At 41.2% G+C, this 18144-nt stretch carries 18 protein-coding genes; 3 read left to right on the forward strand and 15 right to left on the reverse strand.

Annotation, left to right across the window (positions count from 1 at the left end; all coding sequences use genetic code 11):
• Positions 1-53: 53 nt before the first annotated feature.
• From OZX63_RS05640 to OZX63_RS05660, 5 genes are all read right to left on the reverse strand, one after another.
• A complete protein-coding gene (locus OZX63_RS05640; protein ID WP_277142252.1) occupies positions 54-1454 on the reverse strand; it encodes an FAD-binding oxidoreductase in 1401 nt (466 codons plus the stop codon).
• Between the two features lie 135 nt (positions 1455-1589).
• Positions 1590-3371, reverse strand: coding sequence for an ABC transporter ATP-binding protein (locus tag OZX63_RS05645; RefSeq protein WP_277142254.1), 1782 nt, complete (start codon positions 3369-3371; stop codon positions 1590-1592).
• A gap of 1 nt (position 3372) precedes the next feature.
• Positions 3373-5127 carry an ABC transporter transmembrane domain-containing protein gene (locus OZX63_RS05650; RefSeq protein ID WP_277142257.1) on the reverse strand — a complete coding sequence of 585 codons (1755 nt, stop codon included), beginning with the start codon at positions 5125-5127 and terminating at the stop codon, positions 3373-3375.
• Between the two features lie 76 nt (positions 5128-5203).
• On the reverse strand, positions 5204-5422 hold the full coding sequence (locus OZX63_RS05655; protein ID WP_277142259.1) for a YneF family protein: 219 nt from the start codon (positions 5420-5422) through the stop codon (positions 5204-5206).
• Positions 5423-5492: 70 nt separating this feature from the next.
• Positions 5493-5741: a DUF896 domain-containing protein gene (locus OZX63_RS05660; protein WP_277142261.1), complete on the reverse strand. Its 249-nt coding sequence runs from the start codon at positions 5739-5741 to the stop codon at positions 5493-5495.
• Positions 5742-5883: 142 nt separating this feature from the next.
• Here OZX63_RS05660 and lexA point away from each other — a divergent pair, with 142 nt between their 5' ends.
• Positions 5884-6507, forward strand: a complete 624-nt coding sequence (gene lexA / locus OZX63_RS05665; protein WP_277142263.1) for a transcriptional repressor LexA — start codon at positions 5884-5886, stop codon at positions 6505-6507.
• Between the two features lie 25 nt (positions 6508-6532).
• Here the strand turns inward: lexA and OZX63_RS05670 are convergent, their stop codons facing one another.
• From OZX63_RS05670 to ylxM, 8 genes are all read right to left on the reverse strand, one after another.
• Positions 6533-7183 (reverse strand): uracil-DNA glycosylase, encoded by a 651-nt coding sequence (locus tag OZX63_RS05670; protein WP_277142265.1) that lies wholly within the window; start codon positions 7181-7183, stop codon positions 6533-6535.
• A gap of 184 nt (positions 7184-7367) precedes the next feature.
• Positions 7368-8132, reverse strand: coding sequence for a nucleoside phosphorylase (locus OZX63_RS05675; RefSeq protein ID WP_277142267.1), 765 nt, complete (start codon positions 8130-8132; stop codon positions 7368-7370).
• A 105-nt stretch (positions 8133-8237) separates the two neighbouring features.
• Positions 8238-8585: a 50S ribosomal protein L19 gene (rplS, locus tag OZX63_RS05680; protein WP_277133631.1), complete on the reverse strand. Its 348-nt coding sequence runs from the start codon at positions 8583-8585 to the stop codon at positions 8238-8240.
• 121 nt (positions 8586-8706) lie between these two features.
• Positions 8707-9423: a tRNA (guanosine(37)-N1)-methyltransferase TrmD gene (gene trmD / locus OZX63_RS05685; RefSeq protein ID WP_277142269.1), complete on the reverse strand. Its 717-nt coding sequence runs from the start codon at positions 9421-9423 to the stop codon at positions 8707-8709.
• Complete coding sequence (gene rimM, locus OZX63_RS05690; RefSeq protein WP_277142271.1) at positions 9413-9928, reverse strand: ribosome maturation factor RimM; 516 nt, start codon at positions 9926-9928, stop codon at positions 9413-9415. The genes trmD and rimM overlap by 11 nt, the downstream gene beginning before the upstream one ends.
• 72 nt (positions 9929-10000) lie before the next feature.
• Positions 10001-10273, reverse strand: coding sequence for a 30S ribosomal protein S16 (rpsP, locus tag OZX63_RS05695; protein WP_277129498.1), 273 nt, complete (start codon positions 10271-10273; stop codon positions 10001-10003).
• Between the two features lie 83 nt (positions 10274-10356).
• On the reverse strand, positions 10357-11784 hold the full coding sequence (gene ffh / locus OZX63_RS05700; protein WP_277142273.1) for a signal recognition particle protein: 1428 nt from the start codon (positions 11782-11784) through the stop codon (positions 10357-10359).
• A gap of 4 nt (positions 11785-11788) precedes the next feature.
• A complete protein-coding gene (gene ylxM / locus OZX63_RS05705) occupies positions 11789-12130 on the reverse strand; it encodes a YlxM family DNA-binding protein (protein WP_277133623.1) in 342 nt (113 codons plus the stop codon).
• A gap of 201 nt (positions 12131-12331) precedes the next feature.
• On the opposite strand from ylxM, the gene OZX63_RS05710 reads away from it, so the two are divergent.
• Positions 12332-13765: an amino acid permease gene (locus tag OZX63_RS05710; protein ID WP_277142274.1), complete on the forward strand. Its 1434-nt coding sequence runs from the start codon at positions 12332-12334 to the stop codon at positions 13763-13765.
• A gap of 156 nt (positions 13766-13921) precedes the next feature.
• Entirely contained in the window at positions 13922-15346 is a 1425-nt protein-coding gene (locus OZX63_RS05715) for an amino acid permease (RefSeq protein ID WP_277142277.1), read from the forward strand.
• Between the two features lie 52 nt (positions 15347-15398).
• On the opposite strand, the gene OZX63_RS05720 is transcribed toward OZX63_RS05715, so the two are convergent.
• Together OZX63_RS05720 and ftsY are read right to left on the reverse strand one after the other, a co-directional pair.
• Positions 15399-16823, reverse strand: a complete 1425-nt coding sequence (locus tag OZX63_RS05720) for a C69 family dipeptidase (protein ID WP_277142279.1) — start codon at positions 16821-16823, stop codon at positions 15399-15401.
• Positions 16824-16844: 21 nt separating this feature from the next.
• Entirely contained in the window at positions 16845-18143 is a 1299-nt protein-coding gene (gene ftsY, locus OZX63_RS05725) for a signal recognition particle-docking protein FtsY (protein ID WP_277142281.1), read from the reverse strand.
• Between the last annotated feature and the right edge of the window lies 1 nt (position 18144).

An 18144-nucleotide genomic window follows, 5' to 3' on the forward strand; every position in this document is an offset into this window, starting at 1 on the left:
AAAAAACTAGCAATCCAAATTGAATTGGACTGCTAGTTTTTTAGTTTTATTAATTACATTTTGAAAATTTTACCTGGATTCAAAACATCATTTGGATCAAACAAAGTCTTAATCTTACGCAATAATTCGGTGTAATCATGACCATAGAAGTCTTCGAAGTAACCAGCACGAGCGTAGCCAATACCATGTTCACCAGACATATTACCGTCAAGTTCTTTAGCGGTCTTGTACAACTCACTAATTACCTTTTCACTTGTTTTGGCATATTCTTCATCGTTCATCTCATCTGAGCAAAGGTAAATGTGCAAATTGCCGTCGCCTGCGTGACCAAAGTTTGGAATTCGAATGTGCAATTCGGTTTCTAATTCTTCAATTCTATTCAGAACATCTGGAATGTGATTAATTGGAACACAAACATCGATTTCATCCATCTTTGGCGTTGACTTTTGAATTGCCAACAGCAATGCTTCACGACATGCCCAAATCTTCTTAGCTTCAGCAGAATCAGCACTTAAAACAACTGCTTCTTCAGCCTTAAAGTCTTTGACAGTAGCCAAAGTTTGTTCCAATTCAGCCTTCAATTCTTCATCAGTGAATGCATCAAGGCCAACGATAATGAAGCCATCACCATGCTTAATTGGGAATTGATCACCAGCATACTTTTCCCATAAGTTGATTACCTTACGGCCCATAAATTCAACGGTTGTTGGAACAACACCTGATTTTAAGATTGCAGGTACAGATTTAATAGCATCATTTAAAGTCGGGAATGGAATAATTGCATTGATTGACTTGTGCGGCTTTGGATAAAGACGCACAGTTACCTCAGTAACAACACCTAATGTACCTTCTGCACCAATAATTAAATCTTTAAGTGAATAGCCAGAAGCTGACTTAACTGCCTTAGAACCAAACTTGTAAAGCTTGCCATCAGTTAGAACCACCTTTAATTCACGGATATGTTCTCTAGTAACGCCGTATTTAATTGCCTTTAAACCACCAGCGTTAGTTGAGGTATTACCACCAATTGTTGCCCAGTGCATTGCGGGTGCAGGCATGTACGTAAATGGCTTGTCTGCCAAGTATTCCTCGATGTCCTTCAATCTGATTCCGGCTTGAACAGTCATCGTTAAACTTTCAGGATCATATTCAATTACCTGGTTCATTTTAACCATGTCAAGAGAAATACCACCATCAACACTTAAGTTGGCACCCATCAAACCAGTTGAATTACCGCGTGGAACGATCGGAATGTTGTGATCACTGGCATATTTAACCACATTCTTAACTTCATCGTTAGTTACGGGTTGAATTACCAATTCTGGCATTGCTCTGACAGTCTTAAACTGGTCGTGGTCCCAGTGTTCAGTTGGTTTAGTAATGAACCGTTCAGGTTCAGAAATAAATTTACTTAAATTTTCACGATCAGTTTGATCTATTTTATGATATTCCATTGCAATTTCCTTTCTCACTATAAAATTACAGATGTAATAAAATCATCATCTTCTAATTTACGCCACAATGTAATCGCTGTCAATATTTTGATAAAAAAGCGTGGCATGACCGCTACGTCAATCACCACGCTAATTTTAGTTCTGGTTTTGTAAAGTATACAAATTGTAGTAATAACCTTTTTGTGCGAGCAATTCTTGATGCGTACCATGTTCAATAATCCTACCTTGATTAAGAACAATGATCTGATCGGCATCAACAATCGTTGATAAGCGGTGGGCAATCGCTAATGTTGTTCGTCCTTGACGCAAACGCCTTAGTCCTGCTTGAATCAAAGTTTCTGTTTCCGTATCCACATTTGCCGTTGCCTCATCCAAAACCAAAATTTTGGGATCAGTTACTAGTGTGCGAGCAAATGAAATCAGCTGCCGTTGACCTTGACTAAATTCACTACCGCCCTCACCAACTTCAGCATGATACTTGCCCGGCAGCTTTTCAATAAAGTCAGCAGCTTGAACGGTTTTCGCAGCCTGCTTAATCTGCTCATCAGTAATGTCTTGATTATACAGACGAATATTAGAGCTAATATCGCCATAAAACATGAAGGGATCTTGCAAAACTAGTCCGAGCTTCTTACGCAACTCTGCCTTAGGATATTTTTTAATATCAACACCATCAATTAGGACTTGCCCCTGATAAAATTCGTAAAAACGCATCATAACGTTGATAATCGAGCTCTTTCCAGAACCAGTATGACCCACAATTCCCAAGGTTTCACCGGGATTAACGGTGAACGAAATATCGTGCAAAATTTCGTTTTTACCGTCATACGAAAAACTAACGTGCTTAAATTCAATTTTGCCTTGCGAAACGGTCAGCCCCTGCTGTTCATCTTGTTGCGGCTCATAATTAGTATCATCTAAAATGCGAAAGATTCGCTTGCCTGCAACAATCCCATCCTGGAAGAAGGTCATTTGATCCATTAAATTTGAAATTGGGTTAAAAAATTGTGAAATATACTGCGAAAAGGCGTATACCACCCCGGCAGGCACAAAAGTTTGCCGTAATGGAAAGCCAAAATACATTAAGGTTAACGCTAAAGCCAGGGAATAAAGTAGACTCGTCAATGGCGACAGCAGCAAGGAATTGAGGTTAATCATGTTAAAACGCGTTTTCATTAACGCCGCATTCTCATGCTCAAAGTTACCAGTCATGCGCTTTTCTTGCTTGAATTGTTGAATTAGGGAAACACCCTCAATTGATTCATTCAAGTTGGTGTTAATTCGACTTAGCCGCTCACGATAATTACGGTAAAGTTTGGAACTGCGCTTGGAATATTGCCAAATAACGATTAGAGACAGCGGCAAAAAGGCGAGCACAATCAGGCCAGCGAGCACATTAGTTGAGAACATGGCAACTAACGCCGAAATAATGGAAAACAATGACAAGACAACGCTGGACAACACCGTCAAAAAGTTGCTCAATGTCATGGTATCGTTAGTCACGCGCGAAACAATGGAACCAGCCGGTGTTTGGTCAAAGTAACGCATCCCTAATGTATGCAATTTTTTATATAATTCTGCCCGTAAACCTTCCAGAGATTTTTCAGAGCCTAGAGCAAAAAAGTATTCGTACGTAAACTGCAAAATCCCCTTAATGACTGATCCACCAGCATATAATGATCCGGCAAAAATAATCACTTGGGTGGTCACATCAGCTTTAACTAAATAATTGTCAAGAAAGAACTGTAAGCCATACGGCAACAGCATATTGATGATACTAACAAGCAGCGCGCCAACTCCGGCAATAATCATTTCGTTTTTAAATTGCAGTACAAACCGGACAAGCCGTTTGAAAATATCGAGTTGCTCTCTAACCGGAATTTCTTTAGACCAAACTGATTCGTTTCGTTCATCCATCTTATTCACCTACCTTTTCTTCTAATTCCTGTCGCCGCCACATCTCCGCATACCAGCCATCTGCAGCCAATAATTGCTCGTGAGTGCCACGTTCAACAATCTCGCCATCCTTCAATACCAAAATCAAATTGGCATTCATGACCGATGTTAACCGGTGCGTCGCAATCATGGTCGTCTTGCCCGCGCGTTCTTTACGCAGTGATTGCAGAATTGCCATTTCGGTCCGTGCGTCAACTGCTGACAGAGCGTCATCTAATACCAGAATTTTACTTTGCTTAAGTAGTGCTCGGGCAATTGACATCCGCTGCTTTTGACCACCGGATAATGAAACGCCGTTTTCACCAACTAAAGTCTTGTAGCCAGCTGGCATTTCCAAAATATCGTTGTGCAAGTCACTCTTTTTAGCCGCACTAATAATTGCTTCTTCAGATGCATCAGCTTGCGAAAAAGCAATATTCTTTTGTATTGACGTTGAAAAAAGATAATTATTTTGTGGAACGTAAGATATTTGCTGCAATAATACATCAAGCGGTATTGTCCGAATATCATGACCATTCAATGTTATCAGGCCATCATACTTGTCAAACTCACGCAAAAGCAGCTGAATAATTGTTGTTTTCCCAGAACCGACCTTACCCACAAGACCCAAGGTTTGGCCTTTTTTCAGTGTGAAATCAATTTGCTGCAAAACTGGCAGTTGTGGTTCATCAGGATATGCAAATGAGTTGATGTGATAATTCAAGTCACCACTTAAATCATCGGCAGTGATACTTTGATCTGCATGCTCATCCGTAATTTGTGGCTTTTCATCAAGCAACTTTTCAACCCGATCGTAACTGGCGCTTCCCCGCTCCAAAATATTGAAGAGATAACCAATCGCAAACATCGGCCAGACCATGTTACCAATGTAAGCAATAAAGGAAACTAGTTGACCAATTGTTAAGGTCTTGTTAGCAACCATTATGCCACCGTAAATAATCGTAATCGTGTATGTTAGACCAATAATAATTGTTCCTAGCGGGTCAAACAATGCATCCCATTTGAAGACTTTTTTATTAATCTTGATCGTGTCATCAACCATCTGGTCAAACGCAGCCGTATCTTCAGCTCCTTGACCGAAAGTTTTGATAACTTTAATCCCAGAAACTGATTCTTGCGTCTTATTATTTAACCGTGAGAACGCGGCCTGTGACTTATCAAAGGCATCATGCAGCTGGTTACCCAACTGCCATGCACCCCATGCCAAAACCGGCAACGGCAATAACGCCAAAATCGTTAACCGCCAGTCAACGAAAATAATCATCGCAATCATGGTTGAGACACTCATAATTAGCGAATCGACCAAAGTCAAAACGCCCGCGCCAGCAACATCTTGAATTGCCGAGACATCATTTGTTGCGTGCGCCATCAAGTCACCGGTTCGGTGACGCTGATAAAACGTCCGGTCCATTTCCATGAAGTGGTTAAATAATTTTGAACGTAATTGCCGCTCTAACTCGGCTGCGCCACCCCAAATTTGTTTGCGCCAAAAATAACGGAAGCCATATAACAATAGCGCTGCCGCAATGATCGCTAAAATTAGGACACCATATTGTGCCCAACTAATATGTCCTTGGTCAAGCTGATCCGCCATCAAGCCCAATATCCGCGGTGGTACTAAATTAACTACCGAAGTTAGTGCTAAAAATGTAATGCCGACTAAATAGCGTTTCTTTTCCTTTTTAAAAAACCAACCTAATTTAAAAAATATTCCCATTTTTATTCCTATCTGACCCAACACCAAACCAAAAAAGGCGGGGAACAATCCCCGTCTTTGCTAGTCAATCTCAAGATTAATTATTTTGATGCTTCATCATGTTCATCACTTGGTTAACCTTCTTGGCAGATGGTTTTTGTCCCATTTGTGACATCATCGCAACAATCATATCTTCACTGATTGGTGGATTTTCCTTAAAATACTTTTTCATATATGATCTTGCACCGTAAAAGCCACCAACAAGGCCGACTAACAATGCAACAATGATTAAAACAATTGCTAATGCCAAATTCATAAAAATTAACTCCTCAAAATATCCAATAGTTATATCTTACCTAAACTTGCCTAAAATTTAAAGGTTAAAATTAATCTTTTCTTAAACCTTTGCGCCTTTGTGCTTGTTTTGCCTTTTCAGACGTGATTTCTTTACCATTTTTATCAATGATTACCATATCTTCAATATTTTGTTTAAAACTAGCGCGGAAGTTTTTCAAAAATTCTTGATGTAATTTTTTACGTTCTTCTTCCTCTTCTTTAGTTAAATTGCCAGCCTTTTTTTTACGATATAATTCATTAATGCGATCGATTGATTTCTTTTCTTCATCTTTAGTCATTTTTACACCTCTATTAAAAAAGTCTACCCTATTTATCCCAAGAAAAAAAGTTTAAGTTCTTAGAACATTTGTTTGTATTTAGCAAAACTTTTTGGTAAACTTACCTTATAGAAATTTTATCTTATAGTAATGGGGAGCAATTATGCCTGTTAATCATGATTCCAAACAATTAGAAATATTACGCTATATTTATGAAACCGTGGCAGACCGTGGTTTTCCCCCTACTGTGCGTGAAATCTGTGCCGCAGTTAATTTATCTTCGACCTCAACAGTTCACGGGCACCTATCTCGTTTAGAGCGCAAAGGTTTACTAATTAAAGACGCCACTAAGCCGCGAGCTTTGGAAATTACAACAGAAGGCAAACGGGCATTAGGAATTAAGCCGAGCGAAATCCCAGTTGTCGGTGTTGTTACTGCTGGGCAACCAATTTTAGCCGTTGAAGATATTGAAGACTACTTCCCCCTTCCACCAGACTTAGCTAATGACGCTGGTGACCTATTTATGTTAAAAGTGCACGGCGAAAGCATGATTAATGCTGGTATCTTAAACGGTGACAACGTTATCGTACGTAAGCAAAGTTCCGCAATTAATGGTGAAATTGTTGTCGCAATGACCGAAGAAAACGAGGCAACAGTCAAGCGCTTTTATAAAGAAAAGACCCATTACCGCTTGCAACCAGAAAATGACACAATGGCACCGATTATTCTTGACCGCGTGCAAATCTTAGGTAAGGTAGTTGGCCTTTACCGCAATAATATTAATTAACCTCAAAAAGACTAGGATTTTCATTCTAGTCTTTTTGATTATCTAAATATGGCTTCAGTGCGAGCCAATCCTCTTTAATAGTTTCCGTCAATTTCCGATTATAAAAAACCGCTGCCGGATGATATTCCATTATCACCGTATATTTTTCCGTTGACCACTCATAGCCATCTTCAGCAGCATTCAACTGCAAAATTGGCGTTTGCGCAATTACTTGCCCGTGTTCTTGCGAAATGCTGTGGCCAGGGCCAAGTAAGCGTTCGATTGCGGTGCCGCCAACAGTAACGATAATTTTAGGCTGAACATGCGCAATTTCATAATCAAAAAATGGTGCATGAGCCAAAACTTCCTTCTTAGTTGGCTTGCGATTTGGCTGCTTAATGACCTCTTTATTTTCTTTCTTACTGAAAACCGTTTTAGTAGCATATGGCCGACTACGAACGACGCTAGTGATATAAACATCGTCGCGCGTTAAACCAATTAATGCCAAAGACTTCATTAATTCCTTACCCGAACTACCATGAAACGGAACGTGCGAGACAATTTCATCACGTCCTGGAGCTTCGCCAACAATCATTAAGGCCGGATTTTCTGGTCCTGCACCCTCATTTAATCCTTCTAATTTCATTCCCTGTGCTCTTTTTTGCACTTTTGTAATTAACCATTCTGGATATTTCATCACGTATTATCGCTTTCATTTCAAGACATTTGAGACTTTCCACATTCACTTGCTGTTTAGGCTTCACAAAGTTTCAGGGTTAAATTATCTATAATCACTATTATATCAGCTTTTGCTTTTGTAGATTGTGAAATCTATGTAGTTTCACGCTGGTTTCACATTAACATATTTCACAAGCGTTATTCTAGATTTTTGCCAAAATTTGTGCTGCTAATTGTAAGGCTAACTCGTGGGCATCCCTACCCCAGCCACGATCCTCATGCTTTTCTAAATTACTTAAAGAGTCGGCCGTAAACAAGATTTGCGCAAAATCAACGTGGCGAAAGTTTGCGCACGCTGCCATTGCTGCACATTCCATTTCAACGCAGGAAGCACCCAGCTGTTTAAACTGACTCACCTTGTCTTTTGTTTCGCGGAAAAAGCCATCGGTCGTCCAAGTAATGACTTCTTTAATCTTGTAGTCATTTTCTGCCATCAATTGTTCTACTCGCGATAAATAATCCGAATGCAAATCAATCATGTTGCTAGGAGCCAGATAATGAAATGATGTGCCCTCATCCCTGATTGCTTTCACAGGAACTAAAAAATAGTTTTCGGGTAAATCAACCAAGCTTCCAGCTGAGCCAATTGCTAAAACCTGCTTGACACCATAACTAATCAGCCAATCAAGTAGTTCGACAGCAGCTGAGGCACCGATTTTAGCTTGACAGAAAGTAACTTTTTCATTACCGAAAGCAACTTCATAGATTGGCGTCTCACCGTCAAAGCAATCATAATGACCCAGCTTGCGATGCGGATATTGAGACAAAAAATCAGCAATTGCCTCAGAAGTAATAAATGCAAACAACAATTTTTTAGGAAAATGATAATTCAGCTTATCGCGTTCATGATCGGGATCAAGTACAGCATGTGGATTAGCATCAAATTGCATTAGAAACGGTTCACTCATATTATCATCCTCCAATTATCGCAACATATTTTTATAGTACCACAAGAAATAAAAAAAGAACCATCTTCTTTAAAAGATGGTTCTTTTTGAATGGTAAAGCGTGAATTAACGACGCTTTTCTGCGATTCTTGCAGACTTACCATGACGTTCACGTAAGTAGTAAAGCTTAGCACGACGTACACGACCGTGACGTAATACATCAACCTTAGCAACACGTGGGTCGTTAACTGGGAAAGTACGTTCAACACCAACACCAGAAGCAATCTTACGAACAGTGTAAGTTGCAGCAATGCCAGCACCCTTTCTCTTAATTACGACACCTTCGAACATCTGGATACGTTCATGAGTACCTTCAACAACGCGAACGTGAACACGAACAGTGTCACCAGCGCGGAAGTCAGGAATATCATCACGTAATTGTTCTTTAGTCAATTCTTGAATTAATGGATCCATAGTTTTCTCCTCTTTCGGCATTCATTAACGCTACCTGCGTCAGCGGAACACCCATAACTCTTAGTGCAGCTAAATGCTTACACCTTTAATATCTTAGCAAATTAGCCACATTAACGCAAGCTTAATCCTCTTCTTTAAATTCGGCAAGCCAATCTTGTTCTTCTTGACTCAATTCATAATTTTCCAGCATATCTGGACGAGCTAAATAGGTTGCCCTTAGTGCCTCTTTATGACGCCATTCGGCGATTTTCTGGTGATTACCGGAGGTCAGGACTTCGGGTACCTTCAAGCCTTCGAAGTTCTCCGGTCGTGTATATTGCGGATATTCTAAAAGCCCATGAGAGAAGCTTTCTTCAACTGGAGAGGCAGCATTACCCAAAATGCCCGGAAGCAGCCGCACTGTCGCATCAATCATGCTCATCGTTGGCAATTCGCCACCAGTTAACACATAATCACCAATCGAAACAGTCTCATCAGCCAAATCATAAATTCGTTGGTCAAAGCCCTCATAATGACCACAAATGAAAGTCAAATTTTCCTCATTAGACCAGCGCTGCGCCATCTTCTGATTAAAGGTCTGCCCTTGCGGTGCGGTAATAATTACCTTGCCCTTGTTAGTCAGTGAATCTAGCGCCTTTTTAATTGGCATGATTTGCAAGACCATGCCGGCGCCACCACCATATGGCGTATCGTCGACATGGTGGTGGACGTCACTAGTAAAATCGCGAAAATTAACCAGATTAAGATCCCATTTACCGTCCTCTAAGCCGCGCCCCAGCATTGAAGTCTGCAAGGGGGTAAACATATCTGGAAAAAGTGTTAGCACGTTAATCTTCATCGCGCAAGCCCTCCATTAATTCAACATAAACTTTTTTGGTAGCAATATCGACCTTTTTAACAACATCATCAATGTAAGGAATTAAGTATTCCTTGCCGGATTCTTCAGTTACTTGCCAAACATCATTGGCCCCAGGAGACATAATATCCGTAATCTTACCTAAGACCGCCCCAGATTGATTGTCTAAAACCGTGCAACCAAGAATATCACGATAATAATAGACACCATCAGGCAAGTCATGTTGTGCATCTTCACTCACAACCAAAGTTTTGCCCTTTAATTTTTCAGCCTGATCAATATCCGTGATCTCCGCAAACTGCACAAGCCATGATTGCTTAAATGGCCGGCCATTTGTTACCGTTAAAACACGGTCATGATTATCTTTGAGAGTTAATTTACTGCCAGCAGAAAAGCGTTCTTCAGGAAAGTCGGTTACTAAATTCACCTTTAATTCACCCTTTAGTCCGTGCGTGGTCACAATCTGCGCTACATCATAAAATTGCATTTGCCCTCCTAAATTCAAGTAAGAAAAAAGTTTGAAGCATCTAACTTCAAACTTTCTACCTTTGCAAATAAATTATTTGCTTTGCTTTGATTCGTGCAACTTCTTCATTAAGCCGGCACCTGAAAGAAGTGATCTAACAGTGTCTGAAGGTTGTGCACCCTTCTTAAGCCATTCAAAAATCTTGTCTTCATCAAGCTTTAATTGCTTTGGTTCTGCAACTGGGTTGTAGAAACCTACTTCTTCGATGAAACGACCATCGCGTGGCATTCTTGAGTCTGCAACAACGATTCTGTAGAAAGGCTTTCTTTTAGCACCCATCCGGCGCATACGAATTTTTACTGACATAAATTTATATCCTCCTAAAACTTAACGATTATTAATATAGCACTTTTTCAAACAGGTGTAAAGTGTTTTTACTTAACAGGTAATTATGAGTGATAACGCTTGATCTTCATGCGCTTTTTCTTGTTCTTCTTGAACTTTTTACCCATCCGGCGCATTGCCATCTTGGCCATTGGCGAATCCATCCCTGGCAAATTGCCCATGCCCTTGAAATTACCTTTAGTAATCTTACTCATCATGTCGCGAGCCTGTTTAAATTGCTTAATCATGCGGTTAACTTCAACCACTGGGCGTCCAGACCCAGTTGCAATTCTTCTGCGCCGACTAGGATTAAGCAGCTCAGGATCCTCACGTTCTGCAGGCGTCATTGATGACACGATGGCCTTAACGTGCAAGATTTGCTTTTTATCAATATTGAGATTTTTCAGTTGCGGATTGTTAGCCATTCCCGGAATCATCTTCATGACTTGATCAAGTGGCCCCATCTTCTCAACTTGGTCGAGTTGATCAACAAAGTCGTTAAAGTCGAAGGTATTTTCCTTCATCTTTTCGGCAACTTGCTCGGCCTTCTTGGCGTCATAGTCTTGCTGGGCCTTTTCAATCAAGGTCAGCATGTCACCCATGCCCAAAATCCGCGATGCCATCCGGTCTGGGTGGAACTGCTCAAGGTCAGTTAATTTTTCACCTTGACCAGTAAAGATAATTGGCTTACCTGTAACTGCTCTAATGGATAATGCCGCACCACCACGAGTATCACCATCGAGTTTAGTTAAAATAATCCCGGTAATATCTAAGCGACTGTCAAAGCCCTTGGCAACGTCAGTTGCAGCCTGACCAGTCATTGCGTCAACGACTAACAGAATATTGTCAGGTTCAGCAACCTTCTTAACCTGCTCGAGCTCTTCCATCAGGGGTTCATCAATTTCCAAACGACCAGCCGTATCGATAATTACGTAGTCATTTTTATTGGTTTCAGCTTGTTTTAACCCGTTTTGCACGATTTGCGCAACATTTGACTGTTCTCTTTCACTATAAACCGGCACCTTTAATTCAGCACCGATTTGTTCAAGCTGATCAATTGCGGCTGGACGATAAATATCGCCGGCAATCAACAACGGTCGCGCTTTTTCCTTTTGCATTAAGCGGTTAGCAAGCTTACCAACAGTTGTCGTCTTACCAGTACCTTGCAGACCGACCATCATGATGATTGTTGGGATATGCTTGGACTTGTTCAGCCCCACAGCACTCTCACCCATCATCTTAGTTAATTCATCATTAACAATTTTAATAACTTGTTGGCCCGGATTTAAACTTTCCTGGACTTCCTTGCCTAAGGCCTCTTCCTTGATTTTTTTAATAAAATCTTTAACGACCTTAAAGTTAACGTCGGCCTCAAGCAATGCTAACCGAATTTCACGGCTGGCATTATTGATATCTTCTTCAGAAATTTTGCCCTTGCCAGTTAAATTCCGCAACGCTTTTTGAATTCGTTCACTTAAATTTTCAAAAGCCATTGAGTCATTCTCCCCTCATTGTTCCTAATAATTGCTTAATTTTAAGTAATGCTTCTTCATGCTTATCTTGAGCGACTGCATCAGCAATCACTGTCAATTTTTGTTCTATTTCATTATAGTCTCTCTGCATGTGCAATTTTGCTTCATAATTGGTTAAAAGTTTCCGGCAGCGCCGCAAATTATCATAAACTGCCTGCCGCGACACGTTGTGATTGGCGGCAATTTCACCCAAAGACAGGTCATTATAATAATAATCCTCAAAATAACTTTGTTGGCCCTTAGTTAAGAGCTGACCATAATACGCGTATAAATCGCCTAATATTTCATTTTTAACGAGTTCGTCCATTACTTTTCACCTTAAATTAGTATAGCAAAAAAGCACCAGTTTGACGATTGCGAACCGCAACTCTTAGCAAATTTTCTTGTTTTAATAGAAAAATCATTTGCAATTAATTACTGGTTTTCTTACGATAATTAAACTTGCACAGCTTGCCATAGTTGTGTAAGCTTCTTTATATTGACATAAGAATTTCAAGGAGAATAAAACGTGAATTTATGGAAAAAAATTAATCGTAAAGAAGATCCGCGGGTCTATGAACAAAAGGACGGCCAATTAGTTCGATCGCTCACTGTGAAGGACTTTTTAGCGTTAGGGGTTGGAACAATCGTTTCCACCTCAATCTTCACGCTGCCAGGCGAAGTAGCCGCCCTGCACACGGGACCAGCTGTCGCCATTTCATGTATCTTAGCCGCCGTCGTTGCCGGCATTGTTTCTTTTGCCTATGCCGAAATGGCTGGGGCAATGCCATTTGCCGGGTCGGCGTATTCTTGGATTAATGTTGTTTTCGGCGAAGTCTGGGGTTGGATTGCTGGCTGGGCACTGTTAGCCGAGTATTTTATTGCCATGTCGTTTATCGGTTCTGGGATTTCAGCTAATTTGCGTGCTTTAATTGCTCCTCTGGGCTTGAAATTGCCGGCTGCTTTGTCTAACCCTTTTGGCGTTCAAGGCGGCGTAGTCGACCTCATTTCAATTGTCTCAATCTTTTTAGTTTCCTTATTAATTAGTCACGGCGTGTCTGAGGCATCCCGCGTTGAGAACGCCCTAGTTGCACTCAAGGTAATTGCAATCTTATTGTTCATTATTGTTGGTATGACTGCAATTAAGAAGGCTAACTTCATGCCATTTATTCCGCAATATCGTGCAACTAGTAGCGGTCCTTTTGGTGGCTGGCAAGGAATTTATGCCGGCGTTTCCATGATTTTCGTATCATATCTAGGCTTTGATGCAATTGCTGCCAATTCGGCAGAAGCTAAAAATCCAGAAAAAACCATGCCGCGCGGGATTGTCGGCTCGTTATTAATCGCCGTTGTCTTATTTGTCGCTGTCAGCTTGGTATTAATCGGTGTTATTCCTTACCAAAAATACCTAGGTTCTGCAGAGCCTGTTGGCCTTGCCTTGCGTTCAATCGGTCATGGCACCATTGCCATAGTTGTTCAAACAATTGCTGTTTTTGGAATGTTCACCGCGTTAATTGGGCTATGCATGTCAAGTTCAAGACTAGTCTATTCCTTTGGGCGCGATGGTATGCTGCCGAAAAAGTTAGGCAAATTAACGGTCGATAAAAAGCCCAACAATGCCCTCTGGACAATTACCATTGTGGCCATCTTAATCAGTGCATTCTTACCCTTCTCATTCTTAACGCAATTAGTTTCTGCTGGGACTTTAATTGCTTTCATGTTTGTTTCATTAGGGATTTATCGCTTGCGCCCACGTGAAGGTGTTGATATTGCTGAGCCCGCATTTAAAATGCCCTTTTATCCTGTACTGCCATTCTTAGCCTTTCTGGGTTCGCTTGTTGTCTTTATGGGACTTGATGCCCATGCCAAAATTTATGCAGTTATTTGGTTTATCATTGGGTTAGTCATCTATTTCTGTTACGGTTTAGCACACTCAACAATGAACAAGCAAGATGAAGCTTAATAATTTCAATTACGCAAAAACGCAGTTAGTCATAACCGCGTTTTTTATTTTGCCAAATAAAAAGTTAAATTTGACGATTAAAATATTTTGCATTAATATTAATTATTATTTAATTTAATTATTAAAAAATAATCTTATCCTATGGAGGTAGTTTAGTTGAAGTTATGGCAAACAATGAATCGAAAGGAAAATCCTAATATTTATCAAGAAAAAGATGGCCATCTTGTACGCACCTTAAAGGTACGCGACTTTTTGGCTCTTGGTGTTGGGACAATCGTTTCCACCTCGATTTTCACGCTGCCGGGAGAAGTTGCAGCGCTGCACACAGGACCAGCGGTTGCCATTTCCTGTGTTGTTGCCTCAATTGTTGCTGGACTTGTGGCCTTTGCTTATGCCGAAATGGCAGCAGCAATGCCATTCGCTGGCTCTGTTTATTCTTGGATTAATGTCGTTTTTGGCGAATTTTGGGGCTGGATTTCTGGTTGGGCACTGCTGGCCGAATATTTAATTGGAATGGCCTTTGTCAGTTCTGGTTTATCAGCCAATCTGCGAGCACTAATAGCGCCGTTAGGTTGGAACTTGCCAGCATTTTTGGCCAACCCAATTGGCGTTAATGGCGGGTTAGTCGACCTTGTAGCTCTGATTGCCATCATGCTTGCAGCGATTTTAGTTAGTTTCGGAGTGTCGAAGGCATCACGAGTTGAAAACATTTTAGTTGTTGTTAAAGTTTTAGCCATCTTACTTTTTGTTGTTGTCGGCTTAACAGCAATTAAAGCAGCTAACTTCGTGCCGTTCATCCCCCACTATCGTGCTACCGCACACGGACCATTCGGCGGCTGGCAAGGAATTTATGCTGGTGTCTCGATGATTTATATTTCCTTCTTAGGTTTTGATACCATTGCTTCCAATTCAGCCGAAGCTATTAACCCACAAAAGACCATGCCGCGCGGCATTATTGGTTCATTATTAATTGCTGTTGTGTTGTTTGTGGCAGTTAGCTTAGTACTTGTTGGTATGGTGCCTTACCAACAATATTTAAACTCGGCCGAACCAGTCGGTTACGCCCTGCGTCAGACTGGCCACGGCGGTGTCGCAATCATTGTTCAATCAGTAGCCGTTTTGGGCATGTTTACTGCTTTAATTGGTCTATGTATGGCAAGCTCGCGGCTAGTCTACTCGTTTGGTCGTGATGGCATGTTACCCAAGAAATTAGGTAAACTTAATCAGGACCGCAGACCAGCAACAGCTTTATGGACAGTTGCAATTGTTTCCGTTGTTATCTCGGCTTTCATTCCTTTCGCCTTTTTAACACAATTGGTTTCTGCTGGGACATTAATTGCCTTTATGTTTGTCTCAATTGGTATTTATCGTCTGCGCCCACGCGAAGGTCATGATATTGCCGATCCAGCATTCAAAATGCCCCTCTATCCCGTTTTACCATTTCTCGCATTCTTAGGTTCATTCGCCGTCTTCTTAGGCCTAGACAATCAAGCCAAAAAGTACATGCTGGTCTGGTCAATAGTCGGCATCATCATTTATTACCTCTATGGCATGCACCATTCGGCAATGAACAAGCAATAACTTTTAACCACGCAAAAAGCCTTAACCATCACGGTTAAGGCTTTTTTATTTACTATAGATTTTCATCCATATTGAAGGTCAACTTCGACATGTTAATTGAGTCAATCATCATCTGACCCCACAACTTTTCTGATTGTTTGCGAGTATAAGCAACCGTTTCTTGGTTTGCTTTAGTCAAATAAGCTGTCAATTCGCTGCCACTCTTACCGTCAGCACCAGCAATAACATCTTCGACACGACGGCGGAAGTATTGGTTTAAGTCCTTCAAGTAGTCGGTATCCAGCTGAACAAATTGTGGATAGTGACTTTCAACGATTGTTGCCAAAGACTTGTAATACCACCAAGCATCCTTCATGTTGTAATCCATTGAAGTATTGTTATATGACGGATCGGTATCATTCATATTGGCAAAGAACGGTACAAACGGGGTAAAGGTTGGCCCGCCGATACATAACCACATGATTGCAGCCTTATCCTGGTCAACATCACTTCTAATTTGCAAAATATGCGCGTTTTGGGTTCTATTTAAGCCAATTGGCCGGAAACGGTGCTTTTCTTCTTCTGTTCCCTTGCCAAATGGATCATAAGGCGTGTCTTGATAATGACTACCGAGCACAAATTCAATATCTTCGCGCGTAATCTTCTTTGCTGCGCGACGGATAAATGGCAAGTCACCATCAGTTGGGTCTTGTTCAACTTCGGGATTAAAGTACTTCTGACCATACCAAACACGATTAGTATTGTAATGACGGTCCTGTTCAGTATAAGTACCAAAGATATGGCGGAAATTCCAACCCTCATGGTCTGTGTTTAAATGATGCGCGGTCACAAATTCTTGAATGCCGTCGCTCCACATAAAGTTATCTGGGTCGCTAAAATCAACTTGTTCAATTGAAACTCGGTTAGCTGCAATCGCATAAGCATCATCAGGGATTCTTTGGGCAACCCAGTGGTGACCAGTCACAATTTCCATATACCAAATTTCATCTTGGTCACTAAACAAAACCGAGTTACCAGCAGGTGAACCATACTTAGCAATTAATTTACCTAAATACTCAACCCCGTTTTTAGCTGAATGGATGTATGGCAAAACAACTGATTGCATGCAGTCCTCATCCAAACCGTCTTTAACTAATGGATCAAAGGCTAAGGCACGTTCATTACCATAGGTTGATTCTGTACAAGACATGGCAACATTTTCCTGGTTAATACCACTTTCGTCATAATAACCACGGTGTTGATAATCAACGTTAGGAACGGCGGGCACAGCTTGCGCATCCTCAGGCAGATCCATCGTAAACTTATTCAGCCACGACTTAATCTTGCGTCCCTTTTCGCCCTTAGCAGCTGGGCGAATAATAAACTTTTGTGGCGTAATTGGCCGAAAAGTGTCATCGTTGCGGGCGATCATTGTTGAACCGTCAATTGAAGCATTTTTACCAACCAAAATGGTGGTACATGCACTGTATTCTTTCATAATTTTCTCCTTTTGCACTAATTATACCAAATCATGGAAAAGTCCAACAGCATAATTTGCTGCGTCGAAGTCAGCCAAGTCTTCAGGCTTTTCACCTAAACCAACTAGCTTCACCGGCAATTTCATTTCGTTTCTAATTGCCAGCACAACCCCACCTTTGGAAGAGCCGTCTAATTTGGTTAAGACCAAACCAGTTAACTTAGTGGTCTTATCAAAGTCCTTTGCTTGCAACAAGGCATTTTGTCCAGTCGAACCATCTAAAACTAACAGGGTTTCTGTTGGTTCATCAGGTGCCTGCTTTTTAATGATACGCTCAATCTTTTCGAGTTCGCTCATTAAGTTCTTCTTATTTTGCAAGCGGCCGGCTGTATCAACCAATAAGTAATCAACGTGCTCCTTGATTGCTCTTGCTGTTGCGTCGTAAACAACTGAAGCAGGGTCAGCCTGCTCCTTGCCTGTTACGACAGGGACATCAACGCGCTTGCCCCATTCAACTAGTTGCTCAACTGCTCCGGCTCTAAAAGTATCGGCAGCTGCTAGCAGCACTGACTTGCCCTGATCTTTGAACCGTTTTGCTAATTTACCAATTGTAGTGGTCTTGCCAGCACCATTAACCCCGACAAAAAGATAAATATTGGGTTGACCATCATCATGAGAACGCAGTTTTTCATTTTCGGCATCCCCGTTCTTGTCGTAGAGATCCACCAACTTTTCAACGATTAATTTCTTTAAGTCGTCGTGTGATTTAGCTTTTTGTAATTTGGCTTCGTCTTTTAATTCTGATGTTAATTCTTCAGCGGTTTCAAAGCCAACGTCTGATTCAATCAACAATTCTTCCAAATCGTCAAAAAAGTCTTCGTCAACCGATCTAAATTGCGCAAAGAACTGGTTTAACCGAGCACCAAAGCCTTTGTTGGTCTTGGCAAGGCCCTTTTCGTACAGTTCTGTCTGATCTTGCTCCTGCGTTGCAGTTTCTACAGGTGTTGACTCTGCTTCAGATTCCGTCTTCGGTTCTGTCGCTTCTTCAACAGCAGACGTACTGACAGCAGATTCACTAGGTGCAGCAGACATTGTTTGACTGCTAGAAGCAGATTCTGCTGTCGCTTCAGACTCTGGTTCAGCTTCTGGCTCATTCACCGCACTTGTTGCCGCTGACGAAACTGTACTTTCATCTTCACTCTGCGCAACTTCTTGCGTTTCAGCGCTAGCACTAGATTCTAATTTGGTTTCAGACTGTTGTTCTGCCTCTGTTTTAGGCTCTACCTCAGCCTCTTCTTTATTACCAAATAGTGATTTTTTGATTTTATCAAATAAGCCCACT

Origin of the sequence: Lactobacillus sp. ESL0700 (genome assembly GCF_029392095.1) — a bacterium.
Classification (GTDB): Bacteria; Bacillota; Bacilli; order Lactobacillales; family Lactobacillaceae; genus Lactobacillus.